The organism is Nocardioides taihuensis, from assembly GCF_042657275.1.
Classification (GTDB): domain Bacteria; phylum Actinomycetota; class Actinomycetes; order Propionibacteriales; family Nocardioidaceae; genus Nocardioides; species Nocardioides taihuensis.
This window is the reverse complement of record NZ_JBHSKD010000002.1, coordinates 14,035-30,980: the sequence shown is the minus strand read 5'-3', so window position 1 is coordinate 30,980 and position 16,946 is coordinate 14,035. Positions and strand designations below refer to the sequence as shown.

21 protein-coding genes are annotated in these 16,946 nt (G+C 67.7%); 14 read left to right on the top strand and 7 right to left on the bottom strand.

Features of this window, described 5'->3' with window-relative positions; translation table 11 throughout:
• Positions 1-35 precede the first annotated feature (35 nt).
• The 8 genes from ACFPGP_RS00240 to ACFPGP_RS00205 are packed head-to-tail and all read left to right on the top strand — an operon-like array spanning position 36 to position 6,029.
• Positions 36-932: a bifunctional DNA primase/polymerase gene (locus tag ACFPGP_RS00240; protein ID WP_378585291.1), complete on the top strand. Its 897-nt coding sequence runs from the start codon at positions 36-38 to the stop codon at positions 930-932.
• Positions 929-1,300 (top strand): hypothetical protein, encoded by a 372-nt coding sequence (locus tag ACFPGP_RS00235; protein WP_378585288.1) that lies wholly within the window; start codon positions 929-931, stop codon positions 1,298-1,300. Before ACFPGP_RS00240 ends, ACFPGP_RS00235 begins: the two co-directional genes overlap by 4 nt.
• A complete protein-coding gene (locus ACFPGP_RS00230; RefSeq protein WP_378585286.1) occupies positions 1,297-2,163 on the top strand; it encodes a serine/arginine repetitive matrix protein 2 in 867 nt (288 codons plus the stop codon). The genes ACFPGP_RS00235 and ACFPGP_RS00230 overlap by 4 nt, the downstream gene beginning before the upstream one ends.
• Entirely contained in the window at positions 2,156-3,148 is a 993-nt protein-coding gene (locus ACFPGP_RS00225) for a ParB/RepB/Spo0J family partition protein (RefSeq protein WP_378585283.1), read from the top strand. Before ACFPGP_RS00230 ends, ACFPGP_RS00225 begins: the two co-directional genes overlap by 8 nt.
• Before the next feature lie 58 nt (positions 3,149-3,206).
• Entirely contained in the window at positions 3,207-3,884 is a 678-nt protein-coding gene (locus tag ACFPGP_RS00220; protein ID WP_378585280.1) for a hypothetical protein, read from the top strand.
• Positions 3,885-3,887: 3 nt separating this feature from the next.
• A complete protein-coding gene (locus ACFPGP_RS00215) occupies positions 3,888-4,997 on the top strand; it encodes a C40 family peptidase (protein ID WP_378585277.1) in 1,110 nt (369 codons plus the stop codon).
• A gap of 16 nt (positions 4,998-5,013) precedes the next feature.
• Positions 5,014-5,301 (top strand): DUF6112 family protein, encoded by a 288-nt coding sequence (locus ACFPGP_RS00210; protein ID WP_378585274.1) that lies wholly within the window; start codon positions 5,014-5,016, stop codon positions 5,299-5,301.
• Positions 5,298-6,029, top strand: a complete 732-nt coding sequence (locus ACFPGP_RS00205) for a DUF6349 family protein (protein WP_378585271.1) — start codon at positions 5,298-5,300, stop codon at positions 6,027-6,029. Before ACFPGP_RS00210 ends, ACFPGP_RS00205 begins: the two co-directional genes overlap by 4 nt.
• A 7-nt stretch (positions 6,030-6,036) precedes the next feature.
• Here ACFPGP_RS00205 and ACFPGP_RS00200 read toward each other — a convergent pair whose 3' ends face one another.
• Positions 6,037-6,186: a hypothetical protein gene (locus ACFPGP_RS00200; RefSeq protein ID WP_378585268.1), complete on the bottom strand. Its 150-nt coding sequence runs from the start codon at positions 6,184-6,186 to the stop codon at positions 6,037-6,039.
• A gap of 82 nt (positions 6,187-6,268) precedes the next feature.
• Between ACFPGP_RS00200 and ACFPGP_RS00195 the strand changes: the two genes are divergently transcribed.
• The 5 genes from ACFPGP_RS00195 to ACFPGP_RS00175 are packed head-to-tail and all read left to right on the top strand — an operon-like array spanning position 6,269 to position 11,320.
• Positions 6,269-6,580, top strand: coding sequence for a DUF6112 family protein (locus ACFPGP_RS00195; RefSeq protein ID WP_378585266.1), 312 nt, complete (start codon positions 6,269-6,271; stop codon positions 6,578-6,580).
• Positions 6,581-6,606: 26 nt separating this feature from the next.
• Complete coding sequence (locus ACFPGP_RS00190) at positions 6,607-7,923, top strand: conjugal transfer protein TrbL (RefSeq protein ID WP_378585263.1); 1,317 nt, start codon at positions 6,607-6,609, stop codon at positions 7,921-7,923.
• Complete coding sequence (locus ACFPGP_RS00185) at positions 7,920-9,383, top strand: SCO6880 family protein (protein ID WP_378585260.1); 1,464 nt, start codon at positions 7,920-7,922, stop codon at positions 9,381-9,383. The genes ACFPGP_RS00190 and ACFPGP_RS00185 overlap by 4 nt, the downstream gene beginning before the upstream one ends.
• A gap of 42 nt (positions 9,384-9,425) precedes the next feature.
• Entirely contained in the window at positions 9,426-9,833 is a 408-nt protein-coding gene (locus ACFPGP_RS00180; protein WP_378585258.1) for a hypothetical protein, read from the top strand.
• On the top strand, positions 9,830-11,320 hold the full coding sequence (locus ACFPGP_RS00175) for an ATP-binding protein (RefSeq protein ID WP_378585255.1): 1,491 nt from the start codon (positions 9,830-9,832) through the stop codon (positions 11,318-11,320). The genes ACFPGP_RS00180 and ACFPGP_RS00175 overlap by 4 nt, the downstream gene beginning before the upstream one ends.
• A 71-nt stretch (positions 11,321-11,391) precedes the next feature.
• Here the strand turns inward: ACFPGP_RS00175 and ACFPGP_RS00170 are convergent, their stop codons facing one another.
• The 6 genes from ACFPGP_RS00170 to ACFPGP_RS00145 all read right to left on the bottom strand — a co-directional run bounded on the left by ACFPGP_RS00170 (position 11,392) and on the right by ACFPGP_RS00145 (position 15,938).
• Complete coding sequence (locus ACFPGP_RS00170; RefSeq protein WP_378585252.1) at positions 11,392-11,667, bottom strand: hypothetical protein; 276 nt, start codon at positions 11,665-11,667, stop codon at positions 11,392-11,394.
• A gap of 47 nt (positions 11,668-11,714) precedes the next feature.
• The gene (locus ACFPGP_RS00165) at positions 11,715-12,035 is read right to left on the bottom strand and encodes a hypothetical protein (protein WP_141003262.1); all 321 of its coding nucleotides are present in this window, start codon (positions 12,033-12,035) and stop codon (positions 11,715-11,717) included.
• Between the two features lie 19 nt (positions 12,036-12,054).
• On the bottom strand, positions 12,055-12,480 hold the full coding sequence (locus ACFPGP_RS00160) for a MerR family transcriptional regulator (protein ID WP_136562087.1): 426 nt from the start codon (positions 12,478-12,480) through the stop codon (positions 12,055-12,057).
• A 125-nt stretch (positions 12,481-12,605) separates the two neighbouring features.
• On the bottom strand, positions 12,606-14,435 hold the full coding sequence (locus tag ACFPGP_RS00155) for a hypothetical protein (RefSeq protein ID WP_136562088.1): 1,830 nt from the start codon (positions 14,433-14,435) through the stop codon (positions 12,606-12,608).
• 41 nt (positions 14,436-14,476) lie between these two features.
• Positions 14,477-14,833: a helix-turn-helix domain-containing protein gene (locus ACFPGP_RS00150; RefSeq protein WP_136562089.1), complete on the bottom strand. Its 357-nt coding sequence runs from the start codon at positions 14,831-14,833 to the stop codon at positions 14,477-14,479.
• A gap of 28 nt (positions 14,834-14,861) precedes the next feature.
• Positions 14,862-15,938 carry a tyrosine-type recombinase/integrase gene (locus ACFPGP_RS00145; protein WP_238694809.1) on the bottom strand — a complete coding sequence of 359 codons (1,077 nt, stop codon included), beginning with the start codon at positions 15,936-15,938 and terminating at the stop codon, positions 14,862-14,864.
• 222 nt (positions 15,939-16,160) lie between these two features.
• Between ACFPGP_RS00145 and ACFPGP_RS00140 the strand changes: the two genes are divergently transcribed.
• Positions 16,161-16,877 carry a hypothetical protein gene (locus ACFPGP_RS00140; protein ID WP_378585246.1) on the top strand — a complete coding sequence of 239 codons (717 nt, stop codon included), beginning with the start codon at positions 16,161-16,163 and terminating at the stop codon, positions 16,875-16,877.
• The last annotated feature ends 69 nt before the right edge of the window (positions 16,878-16,946 follow it).

The window sequence follows — 16,946 nt, the reverse complement described above, 5'->3', positions numbered from 1 at the left end:
AAACTTGGTGCCCCCTACGGCGCAAAGTCGGGCGCATGAGCTCGGCACAACGGCAGTCCCGGTCTTCGCGGTGGAATCCGCGGCTGCCCGTCTTCTTGTCCGAAGCGCCGGACCTCGCCACCGCTTCCACGATGCTCGCCTCTCGGGACATCCCGGTCTTCCCATGCACGCCAGGCGGGAAGCAGCCGCTCACGAACCACGGTTTTCGCGGCGCAAGCTCGGACGTCTCGACAGTGAGGAACTGGTGGCAGCGTTGGCCCGATGCCAACATCGGAATGCCGACCGGTGCGATCTCTGGGGTGGACGTCGTCGACATCGACGTGCACGCCGGCGGCACCGGGTTCGGTGCTTTCGAGCGAGCAACGTCGGCCGGACTCACCGAGGGCTGGGCGTGGCTGGTCCGCACCCCGTCGGGCGGAGTTCACGCGTACTACCTGCGCGGGCAGGCCGACGAGCAACGCTCGTGGCAGGTGCCAGGCCAGCATGTCGACTTCCGTGGGGACTGTGGCTACATCGTCTCGCCGCCGTCACAGATCGACGGCCGTTCGTACGGCCTGATCGCGGTTGCCCAACACCGGGCAACTCCTGTCGATGCGGCTGCCCTCCGCGCCTTCCTCGACCCGCCTCGGCCGACGCGCCCGCCAGCCTCGATGCCGGCGATGGGGTCGCGTCCGAACAAGCTGGCTGACTGGGTGGCATCCCGCCCCGAGGGTGCGCGTAACCACGGACTCTTCTGGGCTGCCTGCCGGATGGTCGAGGACGGACATGCGTTCGACGCGACAGCCGGTCTGCTCGGTGAAGCCGCCCGTTCCGCCGGATTGTCTGACCAGGAGGCCATGACAACGATTCGGTCGGCGTACCGGATCGCATCCCGACTGGGAGCAGTGAACAACGCTCGCCCTACGACCGCGGCTGAGGCGGTGGCGCTGTGAACAACAACAACCACTACGAGCGTCGCGACGACCGGGTCATACCCGATCACACAACGCCTCAGCCGCAGACCGACCCGGCGGTATCCGCGCTCGCGCACCATCGGGATCCCTCGATCCCGACCACGCCGGACGTACCTGCTCCGAAAGCCGAGCGCGGAATCGCCTGGGTACGCCCCAGTGAACTGCCCTCCTTGATCGGCACGAAGTGGGCCGCCCGAGGGATCGATCTCCAAAGCGAGCTGGTCCGCCGTTCGCGACGCGCGCCGGCCAAGGCAGCGCGGGCGGGCCACAAGATCAGCCGGAGCGCGATTGCACGCCCCGAACCGCTCACCGCATCGGTGTCCACGACTGAGGAGTTGGGGCTATGACCAGCGCATTCGACGAAGCCCCCCTGGACTTCACGACCGCTGAGGGCCTCCGGCTCATGCTCGTCCGGCTTCGCTACCGCTCCGACGGCTGGAGTCACGACCCCGAGGCATCCGACCTCATGAGCTATGCGATGGAGAAGTACGGCGCCCTCGCCCGCAAGTACGGCTACGAGCCGGTCGAGGCAGCCATCGCAGCCTTCGACGCCATGCACACGCGAGCCGTACGTGTTGCTGATGATCCTTGGGCCGTGGTGACTCGGGTCGTCGAGCTCACGCTCGTCTATGACCAGCGCGCCGACGGGCTCCTCTGCTCCAACCAGCAGGCGCGCCGCGAGGTGGACAGCGAGCGCCACGACGCCGAACGGTTCAGCGACCGCGACGCAGAGTTGGTTGACTTCCATCCGGCGTTCGCGATCCCCGCACCTCAGGATGCGATCGACTTCGATGGCGACCAGAACCAAGGAGACGAACCGACCAACGCCTGGATCGCGGTCGACGATGCAGTCGCCGTGTTCGTGGCTCTCCGCTGGCCCGAGGAAGTGGCTCGGACGGCGGTCGAGTACATCTGCACCCGGCTGCTCCGCGCAGGCAACCGCCACACCGCGTTCGAGGCGTTGCGTCGAGATCGCCACGCGCAGGCGATGCTCGACGTGGACCAGCGCGCGTGGCTCGTGTTCCTACGCGTGATCCTCGGCAACCAGCACCCTGATCGCCGCCAGACGTCCGCTGGCCGCGGGATGCTGCTCCGGCTCCTGATCGGCGACGATCCCGAAGCGCTGCTGGCGGACAGGTCGCTCGTCGCCGAGATCGCCAGCATCCGTCAGCCCGTGCGCTTCGAGACTGGAGGGCGCCACCATGTCTGAGCACGACGGGCACATCGAGCTTGAACGCCGCGTTGACTCAATCGTCGTGGGCGTCCGGCATCGCCAGCACCCCGAGGACGGCATCGAATCGTTGATGATGTCGATCCGCAAGCTCGGCCTACTCCAACCCGTCACGATCACGCCTGACGGAGTGCTGGTGTGCGGTGCCCGGCGCCTCGAAGCCGTCAAGCAGTTGGGGTGGCGCACCTTGAAGGTATGGGTGCGGTCCGGGATCTCCGACGAACTGAGCCGGCTGCTCGCGCAGCAGGACGAGAACGAACAGCGCAAGCCGCTGACCCCATTGGAGCAAGCAGCCCTCTTCCGGGAGCTGCAAGAGCTGATGACCGAGGACGGTGCCAGGCGCCAGGAGGCGAGCCGTTTCGGCGCCGATGGCGATTCGGGGGAAGCGAACGGTGCCGGTGCCGCACCGGCACCGCGTGGTCACGGCGATAGTCGCCACCAGGCAGCAGTAGCGGTCACCGGCAAGGCGTCGTACTCCCTGCTGCAACAGATTTCTGCGATCGAGCGCGTCGCAGCCGATCGAGGTCTCCCCGAGACCGTTCGGAAGATCGCTCAGGCAGAGCTGGAGAACATCGAACGTGGCGGTGACGTGAAGCCGGCCTACTTCACGGTCCTCGCAGCCAAGGAGCTCATCGCTGTCGACCACACACCGTTGCCGGCCGGCCCGCCGACATCCGAGGAGCTGGAGCAGCTCGCTAGGGAGGCGCAGGAAAGGCTCCGCCAGAACCGTGTACGCGGCGGAACGAAGAGCAAGCCGAAGAAGACCAGTTCGGCGCACCGAAGCCTCCGAGCTTTCGTCCTGACCTGGGGCGACCTCGACGGCTGGTCGCGGTTCTACAACCCGACCGAGATCGCCTCTCAGATCAAAGCGAACGACTGGGAAATGTTTGAGCGAGTGCTCGCCGAGACCATCACGTTCGCCGACGAGGTCCGCGAGCTGCGGTCCGCACCGATATCGGCCTGACCGGACCGCCCGGCACACCTCTCCGCCATCCCTGAGAAAGGACCTGAGGTGGAAGCTGATGCTCTATTCGACCGCTCCCGACGACCTCCGTCGACGCCGCCTCATCGTCGTCGGCATCACGTTTGGCTTGTTGCTGATCTCCGTGGTCGCATACGTCGTCCTGATCCAACGTTCGCCAGTTGCCAGATCCTCCCAGCCGGACGTCGGTCACCGGACAGGCCCAAGGCCCGAGGCCGGGGCGACGCCCCTGAACCAGATCGCACCGTTGCCTGACATCAGCGATCCCGAGACCTTCGCCCGACAGGTCGCCCAGGCGATCTTCGAGTGGGATACCGCGACGCTCATCACCCGCACAGACCACGTCGAGCAGCTCGTCGCGGTCGGCGATCCGACCGGTGAGTCGACTCCCGGCCTCGTCTCGGACCTCGACAACTACCTTCCGACCCCGGACGCCTGGAAGGAGCTCGCGAAGTACGAAACCCGTCAGTGGCTCTCCGTCGAAGCGGTCACGACCCCGACCAAATGGCTCGAAGCGGAAGCCCAAGCAGGCGACTCGCTCCTGCCCGGCACGACGGCGTTCACGATCGACGGCGTCCGCCATCGAGCAGGGGTCTGGGAGGACGCGCCCGTCTCGTCGGAGCACGACGTGTCCTTCACCGTGTTCGTCGTCTGTGGACCGTCGTACCCCGAGTGCCATCTGCTGCGGCTGTCATTGCCCGACCAGCCGCTGGAGTGATCAATGTCCAAGGCCGTCGTCGCGGGGGTGACCGCCATCTTGTTCGGGCCGGCCACCGTTCTGCTCGGACTGGCTGTGTTGCTCAACCCGGCCGCGCAGGCCCAGTGTCTGCCGTCGGGTCTGGTCGTCGGCCAGACTCCCGCCAGTCTGACAGCCACGAGGAGCGACGGAATCGAGGTCACCCTCGACAAGGCACAGCTCACCCGCGCAGCGACCATCGTCAGTGTGGGCGGAGGTACGAAGGATGTCGGACGCGACGGCATCGTCATTGCCCTCATGGCAGCGCTCACCGAGTCGAGCCTGCGGATGCTCTCCAACACCAGCGCGTACCCCGATTCCGCGAACTACCCGAACGACGGAAACGGCGGTGACCACGACTCCCTCGGACTGTTTCAGATGCGCCCGAGCACGGGGTGGGGCAGCGTCAAGAATCTCATGGACGCCGAGTACCAAGCCCTGGCGTTCTACGGTGGGCCCAACGGACCGAACCACGGTTCGCCTCGCGGACTGCTCGACATCCCCGACTGGAAGCTGCTTCCGAAGGGCGTGGCGGCCCAGGCCGTTGAGGTGTCGGCCTACCCCGACCGGTATGCCGCCTACGAGCCTGTCGCCGTGGCGATCCTCGACGCGATCGCGACCGGCACGTCGAGCGATTCGTGCGGAGACGAGGCTCATGGCCTTGGCGTCCCACTGCCGCCCGGGTTCCCGGGAGCCTTCATTGCCGCCGCCGAATCGCAGACCGGGAAGCCGTACGTCTGGGGCGGCGGCACCTACACCGGACCGTCCGGCATTGGGTCCGACGGCCGCGGGCCTGGCTTCGACTGCTCAGGACTCGTGCTGTACGCCGCGTACCAAGCGTCAGGCGGGAGGCTCAAGCTTCCGCACTACTCAGGGGCGCAACTCGCCTTCGGCCAAACCGTGGCTTGGGACGCCAAACAGCCCGGCGACCTCATCTTCTTCTTCCATGCGGGGGCATCAGCTCCCCATCACGTCGCCATTTACGTCGGCGAAGGCAAGCTCCTGCAAGCTCCGCACACCGGCGACAACGTGCGCCTCGGGACTGTGTCTGAGTTCGCCGGCCAGACGATGGCGATCCGCCGACTCGGCGGATGAGGCGCACCTGTTCGCCATGACGATCCCCGGTCTCCTTCGGTTGGTCGGACCTGACTTCGGTGCGCTTGGTGGCTCCAGTCAGCTCCGCGCGATTGTCGGCGCGCTCCTGACCTACGGCCTCATCACCGCCGTACTGATGATCGTTGTTTGCTCGGCGACCTGGGCGATCGGATCGGCGCAGGGCAGCTGGCAGACCGCGAGCAAGGCCAAGGTGGGTCTCTTCGTCGCCATCGGCGGAGCGACCTTGACGGGCGGCGCGCTCGCTTGGGCCAACTGGCTGCTCGACGTTGGCGCGACGCTGTGACCGACGAGCAGCTCGCCTTCGACATCGAGGGGATGCTCCACGAGGCGGCCGTCGAGGACGCACCCGAGTGGCGCGGGGCGCCGCTGCACTTCACGACGGCCTACCTCTCGCCGTCCGATCTCGACGCCGCCATCGCTCACTGGCAGTCCTTGCACAGGCTCGACGGATCGCGGCGGGACAGCCGCATGTGGCACCGCGCGATCGCGGTGCCAGGAGGCGTGGATGTTGGCGAGCACGGATTCGATCTCTTCACCGTCGACCTGCGCTGCGACCCGTGGAAACACCCCGAACCTCACGCCGACTGCGCCTGCGTCGGCGATCTGACGTACATGGCGATCTGCGAACCCCACGCCTGGCGCGTCATTGCCAGCGACGAGAACGCAGCCGTCGAGGGCTGGCACGACCACGCCTTTCCTGGTTGGCGCGACCTACCCGTCGTCCCAGCTCGACTCCGCAACACCGACGAGATCGGACTCTCGAAGGCCGCCCGGAAGTGGGTCGAGCAGCGCTACCCGGCGTCGATGCAGATCGTGGGCGCGCCGGTCATCACCGAGCGGAGCGGCATCGGCACCCGGCATGTCCCTGGCCGCTCACCGTGGGGTGGCTACGACATCTCGAACACGGCGGTCGAGCCGAGTCAAGCTGTCATTCGTCGGAGCCGAGCTCGGGCCGTGTCGGTCGACCCGATTCGGTGTCGCGCGGATTCGGGGCCGGTCCTCAGGATCTGAAGCCGCCTCAGTCGAGATGCCTGAACATCGCGAAGCACTGGGCGCACTGGAACGTGTCCGCGTAGCCGTCGGCCGGTGCGTGCATCTCATACGACTCGCAGTGAGGGCACTCCATCAACGCGTACTCCGCGCCCTGTTCGTCCCGAATGATCGCCACCCGTCGATCGTACGGCTAGCTGGTCGGCTTCGGGCGAACACCTGAGCGATGAGGCAACCCCGCCACTCACTTAGGAGGAACCGTGATTCTGCTCGGCACGAAGATCCCGGCGCTGCTGCCGCTGGACGTCGACATCAACCCGAACTCAAACGGGCTGCCCGGCATTGGCCAGCTCCGCACCATCGTCGGCGCGTCAATGACGGTCGGCCTCATCCTCGCGGTGCTCGCCCTGATCGTGTCAGCCGCCGTGTGGGCTCTCGGCGCGAACTCGTCGAACCCGCACCTCGCAGGGCGAGGCAAGTTCGGCGTCCTCGTCGGCCTTGGAGCAGCGATCATCACCGGCGCCTCGGTCGCCCTCGTCAACTTCTTCTGGAACGTCGGCCAGGCGGTCTGACCCGCCACTAGGGAGAGGACAAGCCAATGGTCGACGTGTGCGACGTACCAGTCATTTCCGGAGTCTGCGATGTCGCAGGCGACGCCGCTGGCGCACTGGTCTCAGCGCCGTTCGACTGGCTCGCCCAGAGCATGGGGCACGCGGCCGGCTGGATGTTCGAAGCCGTCTGGAACGTCTTCGACTCGACCACCATGGTCGACGTCACGAGCAGCCAGTACACGAAGGTCTACAACATCCTCTTCGGCGTCGCGGTGTTCGTGATGCTCGGCTTCTTCATGCTCCAGGTCATTGGAGGAATGATCAGGCGCGAGCCCGCGGCCTTGTCACGGGCAGCCCTCGGCCTCGCGAAGTCGATCCTCGGATCCTTCGTCGCACTCACGCTCATGGCGACCGCGCTGGAGATCACCGACCAGCTCTGTATCGGCATCGTCCACGCCGCCGGAACCAACATGGAGCAGATGGGCGATCGAATCGCGCTCCTCGCCTCTGGTTTGCTCACGCTCAACATCGCGGCACCGGGCGCTGGCGCCATCGTCACGATCTTCGTCGCCGGCCTAGCCATCGGCGCGGCCGTGATCGTTTGGATCAGTCTCCTCATCCGCAAGGCGCTGCTACTGCTTGCGATCGTCTTCGCGCCCATCGCGCTCGCGGGGTCCAGTTGGGACCACACCCGCGCTTGGGTGAGCAAGTGGGCGTCGTTCGTGATCGCGCTGATCGTGTCGAAGGTCGTCCTGGTCGTGATCTTCCTGCTCGCCACGGCCCAGGTTTCAGCCCCCATCGATGGCGATCTCCAGTCCGTCAGTGACCCAATCGCGGGCGTCGTACTCATGCTCATCGCCGGCTTCGCGCCGTACCTGACATACAAGGCGATCAGCTTCATGGGCTTCGACATGTACCACGCGATGTCCGCCGAGCAAGAGGCGAAGTCCGCTCTCAACCGGCCGTTGCCCATCCCGATGAGCCGTCGCCCCAGCGCCGAGCCGAGCAAGATCCTCGACGGCGGCACCAGCGGTGGCGGAAGTGGTGCGTCGGGTGGCGGCTCACGGACCCCACCGGCGCCCGCATCGGGTTCCGCTCCCGCGGGTGGCGGGTCGGCCGGGGCCTCCTCCGGGGGCGGAGCCGCTGCCGCTGGAGGCACGGTTGCGGGTGGTGTTGCCGCCGGTCTCGTCGTGGCGAAGGAGGCGGCGACGGCAGGAGTCGGCATGGGTCACCCCGTGGGAGCGACGGCTTCACAGCAGACGGACGCAGCAAGCCAGACACCTCCCGCGGCTGGCGCCCCGATGCCACCCCATGTGGCCGACTCGATCCCAGCGCCTCGGACCGGCGGAAAGGCTGATCGATGACCCACCAAGCCGACATGCGCGAATACGAACTCGCGCCGGTGAAGTTCTCCCGGCTGACCCGACGCGGCGTCTTACTAGGTCTCTCAGGAGCTCAACTGTTCGTGGTTGGTGCCGGAGCGATCACCCTGGTCTTCGCGCTGTACTTCGGCGGCGCTGCCTCGCTTGCCTACGTCGTCCCGATCCTGACGCTCTGCGCAGCGCTCACGTGGATTGGCGTCGGCGGACGCAAGCTCGTGGAGTGGGTGCCGGTTGTCAGCCGATGGGCGCGACGGTGGCTCGGAGGCCAGTTGCTGTTCCAGCGCCGCGTCGCCAAGCCGCGCCCCGCTGGAACGCTGTCTCTTCCTGGAGACGCGGCGAGGTTGCGCCAGTGGGTCGACCCCGAGACACGGGCCGTCATGGTTCATGACCCGCATCAGGCGACGCTCACGGCGATCGTCGGCGTTACGCACCCGGCGTTCATCCTGCTCGACCCGGTCGAGCAGCAGCGCCGTGTGACGAGTTGGGGTCGGGTACTGGCCACGACCTGCCGATCCGGCCGCATCGCCTGCCTACAGGTGATGGAGCGGACCTTGCCGGACTCTGGAAAGGGCCTCGCAGAGTGGTGGTCCCAGCACGGACGCCAGAACGACTCCTGGACCTCCACGACGTACGCCGAGCTGATCGATCGCGCTGGGCCCGCCGGAGAACGCCATGCGAGCACCGTCTCGATCTCACTCGACATGAAGACCTCCGGTCGCGCAATCCGCGCCGCCGGCGGAGGCAACCGCGGTGCCGCCGCGGTGCTCCGCCAAGAGATGTCCACGATGACCGCGGCTCTCCGGGCAGCCGACCTCGCGGCCTCGGGGTGGCTGGAGCCGGGTGACCTCGCACTGATTCTGCGCTCGGCCTACGACCCTGTCGTGGCCGGCGCTCTGGAACGCCACGGCGACCTTGGGCGCGATCTGGCCACGGCGGGCCCGGTGGCGGTTACGGAAAGCTGGGCGAGCGTTCGCAGCGACTCCGCGCACCACTGCGTCCTTTGGATCAGCGAGTGGCCCCGGTCGCTCGTGTACCCAGGCTTCCTCGCACCGGTGCTCTTGTCGTCAGGGGTACGACGGACGTTCACGCTGCTCTACACGCCGATGCGCACCGACCAAGCCGCACGCAACATCCGCAAGAAGAAGACCGAGTACATCTCGGACGCCGCCCAACGTCAGCGCATCGGGCAGATCGAGGACGCCCAGCAGTCAGCGGAGTACAACGACGTCCTTCAGCAGGAGGCCGACCTCACCGCCGGCCACGGCATTCTCCGGAACACCGGCTTGATCGCGGTGAGCGCCCAAGACCCAGACGAGCTTGAGCGTGCCGTCGCCGATATCGAGCAAGCAGCGATCCAGGCCTCGTGCGAAACCCGCCGCCTCTGGGGGCAGCAGGCACAGGCGTTCTCGGCTGCCGCTCTGCCTCTTTGCCGCACGGTGTGACCCGCTCACCTGCGTCTCGAACAGGTCGAGAAGGAGACACCGATGCCCACGTTCGAGAACCCGGCGGCCGACGCCGATGAAGTCCAGACAGTGCTTCGCGCGCTCGCGCACGCGACCCGTTCCATCGAGGACCCGCGCCAGATCTATTCGGTTCTCGGGTCGCTCACGTCCGCGGTGGCGTCACTGAGCCAGTCGCTCCATCAGCTCGCGACCTTCCATGACAACGCGGCTATGAAGGGCGTCTGGGTCGCGGGTGACTCCCGGGCCGGACGCGCGGCGACGTTCCTGGTGTCATGGGAACTCCACCGGGCCGGCGAGATCCTCCATCAGGTGTCGGACTCGATCGCCAGCGCCCACAACGCCGAGTCGCGGATCACCTACACCCACCGCGACTTCCCGGGGTTCGCTGAGGCAACCAACCGGTCAGCTCACAACGGGCTCCAGTTGTGAACGGTTGGAAGGACGGCCGGCTGCACAGTGCAGTCCTTGTCTCCCCGCGACGCGAGCGCCGACGGGACCGCCGTACGCGTCGGGCCGCAGCGAGCGCACTGCTCGCGGACGACCGCGACGGCCGGAAGGCAGCAGCCAAGGCGAAGGCCGACGAACTGGCGGCCGAGCGTCGCGCGACCACTGTGTTGCCCAAGGCAGGCGAGCCCGGCCCGGCGGCTCTCCGCACACCGGGGCGACTGCGGCTCCCGCGGCATCAGGACACTTCTGCCACGCTCGCGGGCGCGTATCCGTTCCTGGCTGAGGGCGGACTCGGTAGCGAAGGCGTGTTTGTCGGCCAGGACCTCTACTCGGGCAGCTCCTTCGTCTACGACCCGTGGGTGCTTTACGCCCGCGGCCTGATCACGGCGCCGAATCTCGTCCTTGCTGGAATCGTGGGCGCCGGCAAGTCAGCGTTGGCGAAGAGCCTGTACACACGCTCGATCCCGTTCGGCCGGCGCGTGTACGTCCCCGGCGACCCGAAGGGCGAGCACACAGCGGTCGCTGAGGCCGTGGGCGGCAAGGCGATCGCTCTCGGACACGGGATGGCCAACAGGCTCAACCCGCTCGACGAGGGCCACCGACCCAACGGGCTCGACGACCTCCAGTGGGCAGCGCAAGTGACCGCTCGACATCGAGACCTCGTCGGCGCACTCGCGGAGACAGTGCTCGACCGGCGACTCACTCCGCTGGAGCACACGGCGGTCGATGTCGCCCTCGCCGACGCCGTCCGCTCGTCCGAAGTCCCCGTCCTGCCGATGGTCGTTGACCGGCTCCTCGCTCCCGATCCGACCACAGACACTGACGGCCGCCTCGCCGAGGACGGTCGCCTCGCGGGACACGCCCTGCGACGTCTCGTGGCGGGTGACCTGGCGGGTCTCTTCGACGGACCGTCAACCGTGCGGTTCGACCCGACCTTGCCGATGGTGTCGCTCGACCTGTCGCGCGTGACGGAGAACGCCACGCTGATCTCGGTGCTGATGACCTGCGCTTCGGCCTGGATGGAGTCCGCGCTGCTCGATCCGAGCGGGGGCCAGCGATGGGTCGTGTACGACGAGGCGTGGCGACTCATGTCGCACCCCGCCCTGCTGCGACGCATGGACGCGCACTGGCGCCTCGCGCGGCACTACGGGATCGCGAACATGCTGATCTTCCACAAACTCTCCGACCTCGACAACGTCGGCGACCAGGGCTCTGCAATGCGCGCCCTCGCCTCATCCCTGCTCGCCAACGCCGAGACCCGCGTCGTGTACCGGCAGGAGTCCGACCAGCTCGGCACAACCGCTGCCGCCCTGGGACTCACCGGCACCGAGCAGTCGCTGTTGCCCACGCTCGGCACCGGCCAGGGGCTGTGGCGGATCAAGCACAGGTCGTTCGTTGTCCAGCATCAGCTGCACCCAGCTGAGCTGGACCTCTTTGAAACCGGTGCGCGCGCGAGGGGTGCAGGTTAGAAGTTCGCATGAAATTTGACGGTTTTGACGCGAACCTGAGCATTCACGGGGCTCAGAGCGTACGTGGGAGCTCAGGTTCGGGGAACCTGCGCGGCCTTCTGCTCGGCGGTGGCGCTCTGTTCCGATCGGTGTTCGGCGGGGTCGCTGCAGCAGTCGTCGACGCCGTTCTGGACGGGGGTCGCCTCGAGGGGGTTCTCGCTGGCCGGGGTGGGGCGGCAGGCGCATCCTTCGCCGCGCCAGGCCTCCAGCCCCTCTCGGACGGCGACAGCGGCGATCACCAGGACGGCGATGGGGTCGGCCCAGGACCAACCGAGTGTGGCGTTGAGAAGCAGGCCGGCCAGAAGCACGGCGGACAGGTGGGACCGACCGGGGTAAATCCGGACCTAGGTACAAGTTACAAGCGTTCGGACTCGTCGGGGTCGGTGGTTCGGGTCAGGGCCGCCCGAAACTGGTCGGCTGAGGGTGCGGGCACGATCTGGTTGTTCTCGTCGCGGTACAGCCGGCAGGCGATGCTGCATTCGCCAGACGTGCCCAGGGCGAACGGGTCGACGCCGTTGATCAGCAAGGTTGGCGAGCCCGTCATGCCCCGGGCGGCTGCCTCGGCGTCAGTGGTGACCTCGCGCGTTGTGGCTGGGATGTCGGTGACCTCGCGGAGTCGATCCAGCATCGGTATCAGGTTCGGGCAGTCGGGAACGTGCAGGACCTCGATGGTCACCGCGGGCTGTCTATTCGAGCTAGTCATGATCCGCTCCGGGTCGTTGGTGTGGTGTCGGTTTCGCGATCGCGTCCAGCAAGGCACAAGCCCGGTCGGCCGCCGGGAGTTCGCAGGTGGCGATCAGGTCGGTCAGGGAGTCGTGCATCCGTTGCAGGTCCACGATCCGTGTCTCGAGGTCGGCCCGCCGGGATTGAGCGAGTTCTCGGGCGGCGTCACAGCTGTCGGGCCCGCCGGCGTTGAGGTGCAGCAGTTCTTCGACCTCGTCCAGGGTGAAGCCGAGTTCTTGGGCGCGCTTGATGAACCGCAGCAGTTCGACAGCCGCGGGCGGGTAGTCGCGGTAGCCACCGGGAGTCCGTGGTGGCGGCTGCAGCAGGCCGCGGCGCTCGTAGTAGCGCAGCGTCTCGGTGTTCACGCTGGCGCGCTGGGCCAGCTCACTGGATCGCATGACCCCATCCTGAACCCTGGACCTAGGTACGGAGTCAAGGTCCCTGGCCCAGTTGTCACGGCCCGAGCGGGAAAGGCACGGAGGCAATGATCTTGTTTGACGACATCACTCCGTCGCTGCTGCGCTCAACCTCGGCTCGGTTCACCGTCGACGGTGAGGTCGGGATGCTCGATGGTCTTGAGGTATCGGGTGGCGCCTTCGACGCTGAGGCCGAAGAGGTCGCAGATGCGGCGGATGTCGCCGCCGGTGGCGTGGATCTCGTGCAGGATGCGGTCTTCGCGCAGTGCTTGGGGGCGCAGCGTGATGCCACGCCAGGGGAAGCTGTGGCCGACCGGGACCAGCCGTGGGGCGGTGCGTCTGCTGACCAGCAGGTGGGGGTTGATGCAGCCGGGCCAGCGCTGGTTGCGGTGGTCGAGCCAGGCCGTCAGCCGGGTCCGGACTGGGGCCGCGAGCGGGATGACGCGATCGCCGATGGTGAGCCGTCCGTCGATGATGTCGGTCAGCCTCACGGCCCGCAGTTGCTTGCCGCTCAGGGCATGGAAGGCGACCAGGGCCACCGCGAGCGCGACGACGGGGTCGGGGTGGTTGAGCTCGGCGCGGATCACGGCGGGGTCGAGCGCGAGTGGAGTCGTCCGGGCGAGCGGGGTGTGCTTCATGCCGCGCATCGGGTTGGCGAAGATCAGGCGCTGGCCCTTGAGGGTCTTGAACAGCGACCTGCACGCGAGTTCGGCTGCGTGGCGTCGACCGGGTGGCAGCGACGCCAGCGCGTTCACGATGTCGGCGCGCGTGACCTGGGCGAAGGAGTGGTAGCCAGCAGCGACCCAGGTGTTGACCACGGTGACCAGGCCGAGGATCTGGACGCGGACTGTCTGGGAGTCGCGGGGCACCTGCCGCGGGGTCAGTTCGGAGCCTTCGAGCATGACGTGGAGCCACAGCTCGAGGTGCTCGCGCATCACTGGTGGCAGCCCGGCGGCGCGTTTGGCGAAGTAGAGCTCGACGCGGCTGGGCCGGTCCTCGATGAGCAGTCCTGCTTCGTCGAGGACGTCGATGGTGGAGATGATGTTGCCGTCGTAGCGCGGCAGCTGCATCACGTCGCTGGCACGGATCTTGGCCGTGGGGTTCTCGCGCAGGGTCTGCAGCAGCCGCAGGGACCTCGTCACGTCGTTGCGCTGGCGCACCGACCAGCCGTAGCGCTCGGCGTGCTGGTCGACGATCGCGGCGCACAAGCGGGTGAGCTCGCTGTCTTCGATCAGGACCCGTCGGCGCACGGCTTCGGGGTCGGGTGTCATGTCGAACAGGGCGAGCTGGATCGAGGTCTCGTCGTCGAAGCCGGTCCCCGCGGGGTAGGGCAGCTGGTTCTTGTAGCGGCTTCTCCAGGGCTCCTCGCCGGTGCGCACGCTCGCCGTGGCCGCCTTGCGTGCCCGTGGCCCGGGTCGCAGGCTGGGCTCGGGCGCGAGGCGCGGCGTGACGCGCTTCTTGAACAGCATGTTGGCCAAGAACAGTTGTTGGCTGTGCCGGTTGGCGCCGGCGTAGTCGAGGGCCCGTCCGGGCTCCTGGGTCATCTGGGCCTGCTCGACGCACAGCCGGCAGGCGCCCGACAGTCCGACGGGAATGTGTCGGCTGCAGTAGTCGCAGACGCCTTCGGGGTAGTGGGTGCGCCACCAGCGGCAGGGTCCGCAGGTCCAGTTGAGGCGCGGGTAGACGCCCCACGCCAGGCAGCCCTTGCAGGCCCCGGGCCGTTGCGGGCTGCGGGGGTGGCACAGGCTGCACAGGCCTTGGCTGAAGTAGTCCTTGGTCGTCCCGCACCAGCGGCACGGCGGCGTGGGGAACGGGCCGCCGGGCAAGCACTCGTAGCAGACGTCGACCCGCGGAGCCGTCCACGCGACGGGGTTGGCCTGACACCGGTTGCACCGCGGCGGCAGCCGCAACGGTGCCTCAGGTCCTGGTCCCGGCATGCAGTTCTTGTCCCGTGCGTACTCGTCGAGCTCGCCGTGGTCTACAGCGGCGGGGTCGAACGCGGCTGGCCGAACCGCGGACTGACCACCGGGCCGTTCCCGCCGCCGTTCGGGTTGTCATCGCCGTTCCCGTTGCCCCCGTTGGCGGCCTCGGCGTCGCGGGCACGGCGGGCGGCGACCTTGTCCGGCTCGGGGGTCATCAGGTCGTTGGGGGTGCACTCGAGCACCGCGCACAGCACGTCGAGCTCCTCCAGGCGCATGGTCGGCGGGGTGCCCGCCCACCACGACGACATCTTCCCGGCGCTAATCTCCAGGCCGGCATCGGCCAGCATGCGCCGTAGTTCCGCTGACTTCCAGATCCCTCGCTCGGCGGCCCGAAGCCGCAGGCTCCACTGCATCTTGATCCTCTCCTTTCATCGCGGGAAGTCAGTCGGTCCGGAGTCCCAGACGGGCTTCAACACGGTCGTTGGCGGTGTTCCACGCGTGCACGATGTGCTCGCTGCGCACGTGGATGTAGCCCGAGGTGGTGGCCAGCCACTGGTGGCCCAGCAGCTCCTGGATCGCCTTGATGTCCATGCCGACGGCGTACAGCGACGAGGCGCAGTAGTGCCGCAGCACGTGGGGCGTCATCCGGTCCGACCAGGCCGGCAGCCACTGATCGACGTGGATCGCCAGGCCGCGGCGCAGTGCGTTGCTGCCCACGCGGCCACAACGCCCCAGGTCACGATCGAACCGCTCCGAGGGAAGCATCGGCGCGTCCGGGTTGTCCCAGTCCTGACCGTACTGGTGGCGGACCTCGGCCAGCCACCAGTCGATCAGCTGGTCCGCGCCGTTGATCGCCGGCACCAGCCGCGGCTTGTGCCCGCGCCCCCGGCTGCCCTTGCCGAACCGGACGTGGAGCTTGCCGAACTCGCCCAGATCGGGACGCCAGTCGCGGATGTCGAGCATGACGGTCTCGTTGATCCGCAGCCCCAGCCGACGCCACAGCGAGGCGGCGAAGTAGTCGCGGGCCGCGGGCAAGTACTTGCGGGCCTGCGGGATCGAGCCGCGCCACGCGGTGAACAGCGAGTCGATCTCCTCATCCGAGGGCGGGACGCGGACCTTGGCCAGCGACGCCCCCGACTGGCGGTTGAACTCGTCGATCGGCTGCTCGACCAGCACGCCGGTCGCACGGCGGATCGTGCCCTCGTAGCGGGCCAGCACGAACTCGTAGAACAGCGACAAGGTCCCGGCCTTGCCGGCCCTGGTGGCCACGCTGTGGCCCAGCCGGCGCTGATCAGCCAGGAATGCGTCAGCGTCCGCGCAGGTCGCCTCCCACAGCGGCTTGGTCAGCGATCGGGCGAACTCGATCACCACCGAGCGGGTCGCTCGAATGTGCCCGTCACTCAGGCCGGCCGCCGACATCGCCAGCGCGTACTGGTCCACGAGCTCCTGCTCGAAGTCCTCGGCCGCCTGCGCACTCGACAGCACCAGATCCCCGGCACTGCCACCAGGCAGCGCCACCAGACCCATCAGATACCGACTTCACAGGAGCCGAGCATGCGTCGATGCTACACCGAAACCGTCAGTCACAGTGACGACCAATCACTTCAAGTCCAAGGAGGCAGGGAACCCACGTCACCTGCACAAACGCGGATCCAGACCTCCAATGCCGCCGATCGAACCTAAGCGCCTAGAGACAGCGGCCCCGGCTGCACACCTGACCTCCGAGACAGGAGGCATCCGATGAGAGTCCAGACCCGCGATCTCGCGGCCCGCGAGGAGAAACTCGAGGCCCTCCAACAGAAGCTGACGGAGTCGGTTGGCGCTCTGGTCACCGGCGACGACTGGAAGCGCGCACTGGAGTTCGCGGCGAAGTTCCGCTCGCGGTCGTTCAACAATACGTTGCTGATCTACGTCCAGCATTACGCCGCGTTCCAGCAGGGCCGCGTGCCGGAGCCGATGCCGACGTACGTCGCCGGCTTCCGCCAGTGGATGAGCCTCAACCGCGCCGCAATGAAGGGACAGTCCGGGTACGCGATTCTCGCCCCGGTCACCGCCAGATTCGCGTCGCCGAATCCCGCGGACCCGGACTCCTGGCACCGACTTGGCCGCGGCGAGACGCCCGGCTTCGGAGAGGCCGTCCGTTCGAAGCTGATCGGTCTGAAGCCGGCCTACGTCTGGGATATCTCGCAGACCGACGGCGAGCCCATCCCCGAGCCACCTCGCCCAGCGCTGCTCCAGGGTCGGGCACCCGATGGCCTGTGGGACGGACTCGCGGACCAGATCACTGCGCACGGCTTTGGGCTGAGGCTGGTGTCGCACGCGAAGTCGATCGGTGGCGCGAACGGGCTGACCGACTACATGACTCGCGAGGTGTCGGTGCGGATGGATATGGACGATGCCGCCCAGGTGAAGACCCTCGCCCACGACCTATTGACCGCACCAACTGGAGTGTCCTGAGCCGTCCCCGGGCGACCAGTGCGGCACGACTCGCCGGTCGATGGGGATGTCCGCCGTTCCCGAGGCTTT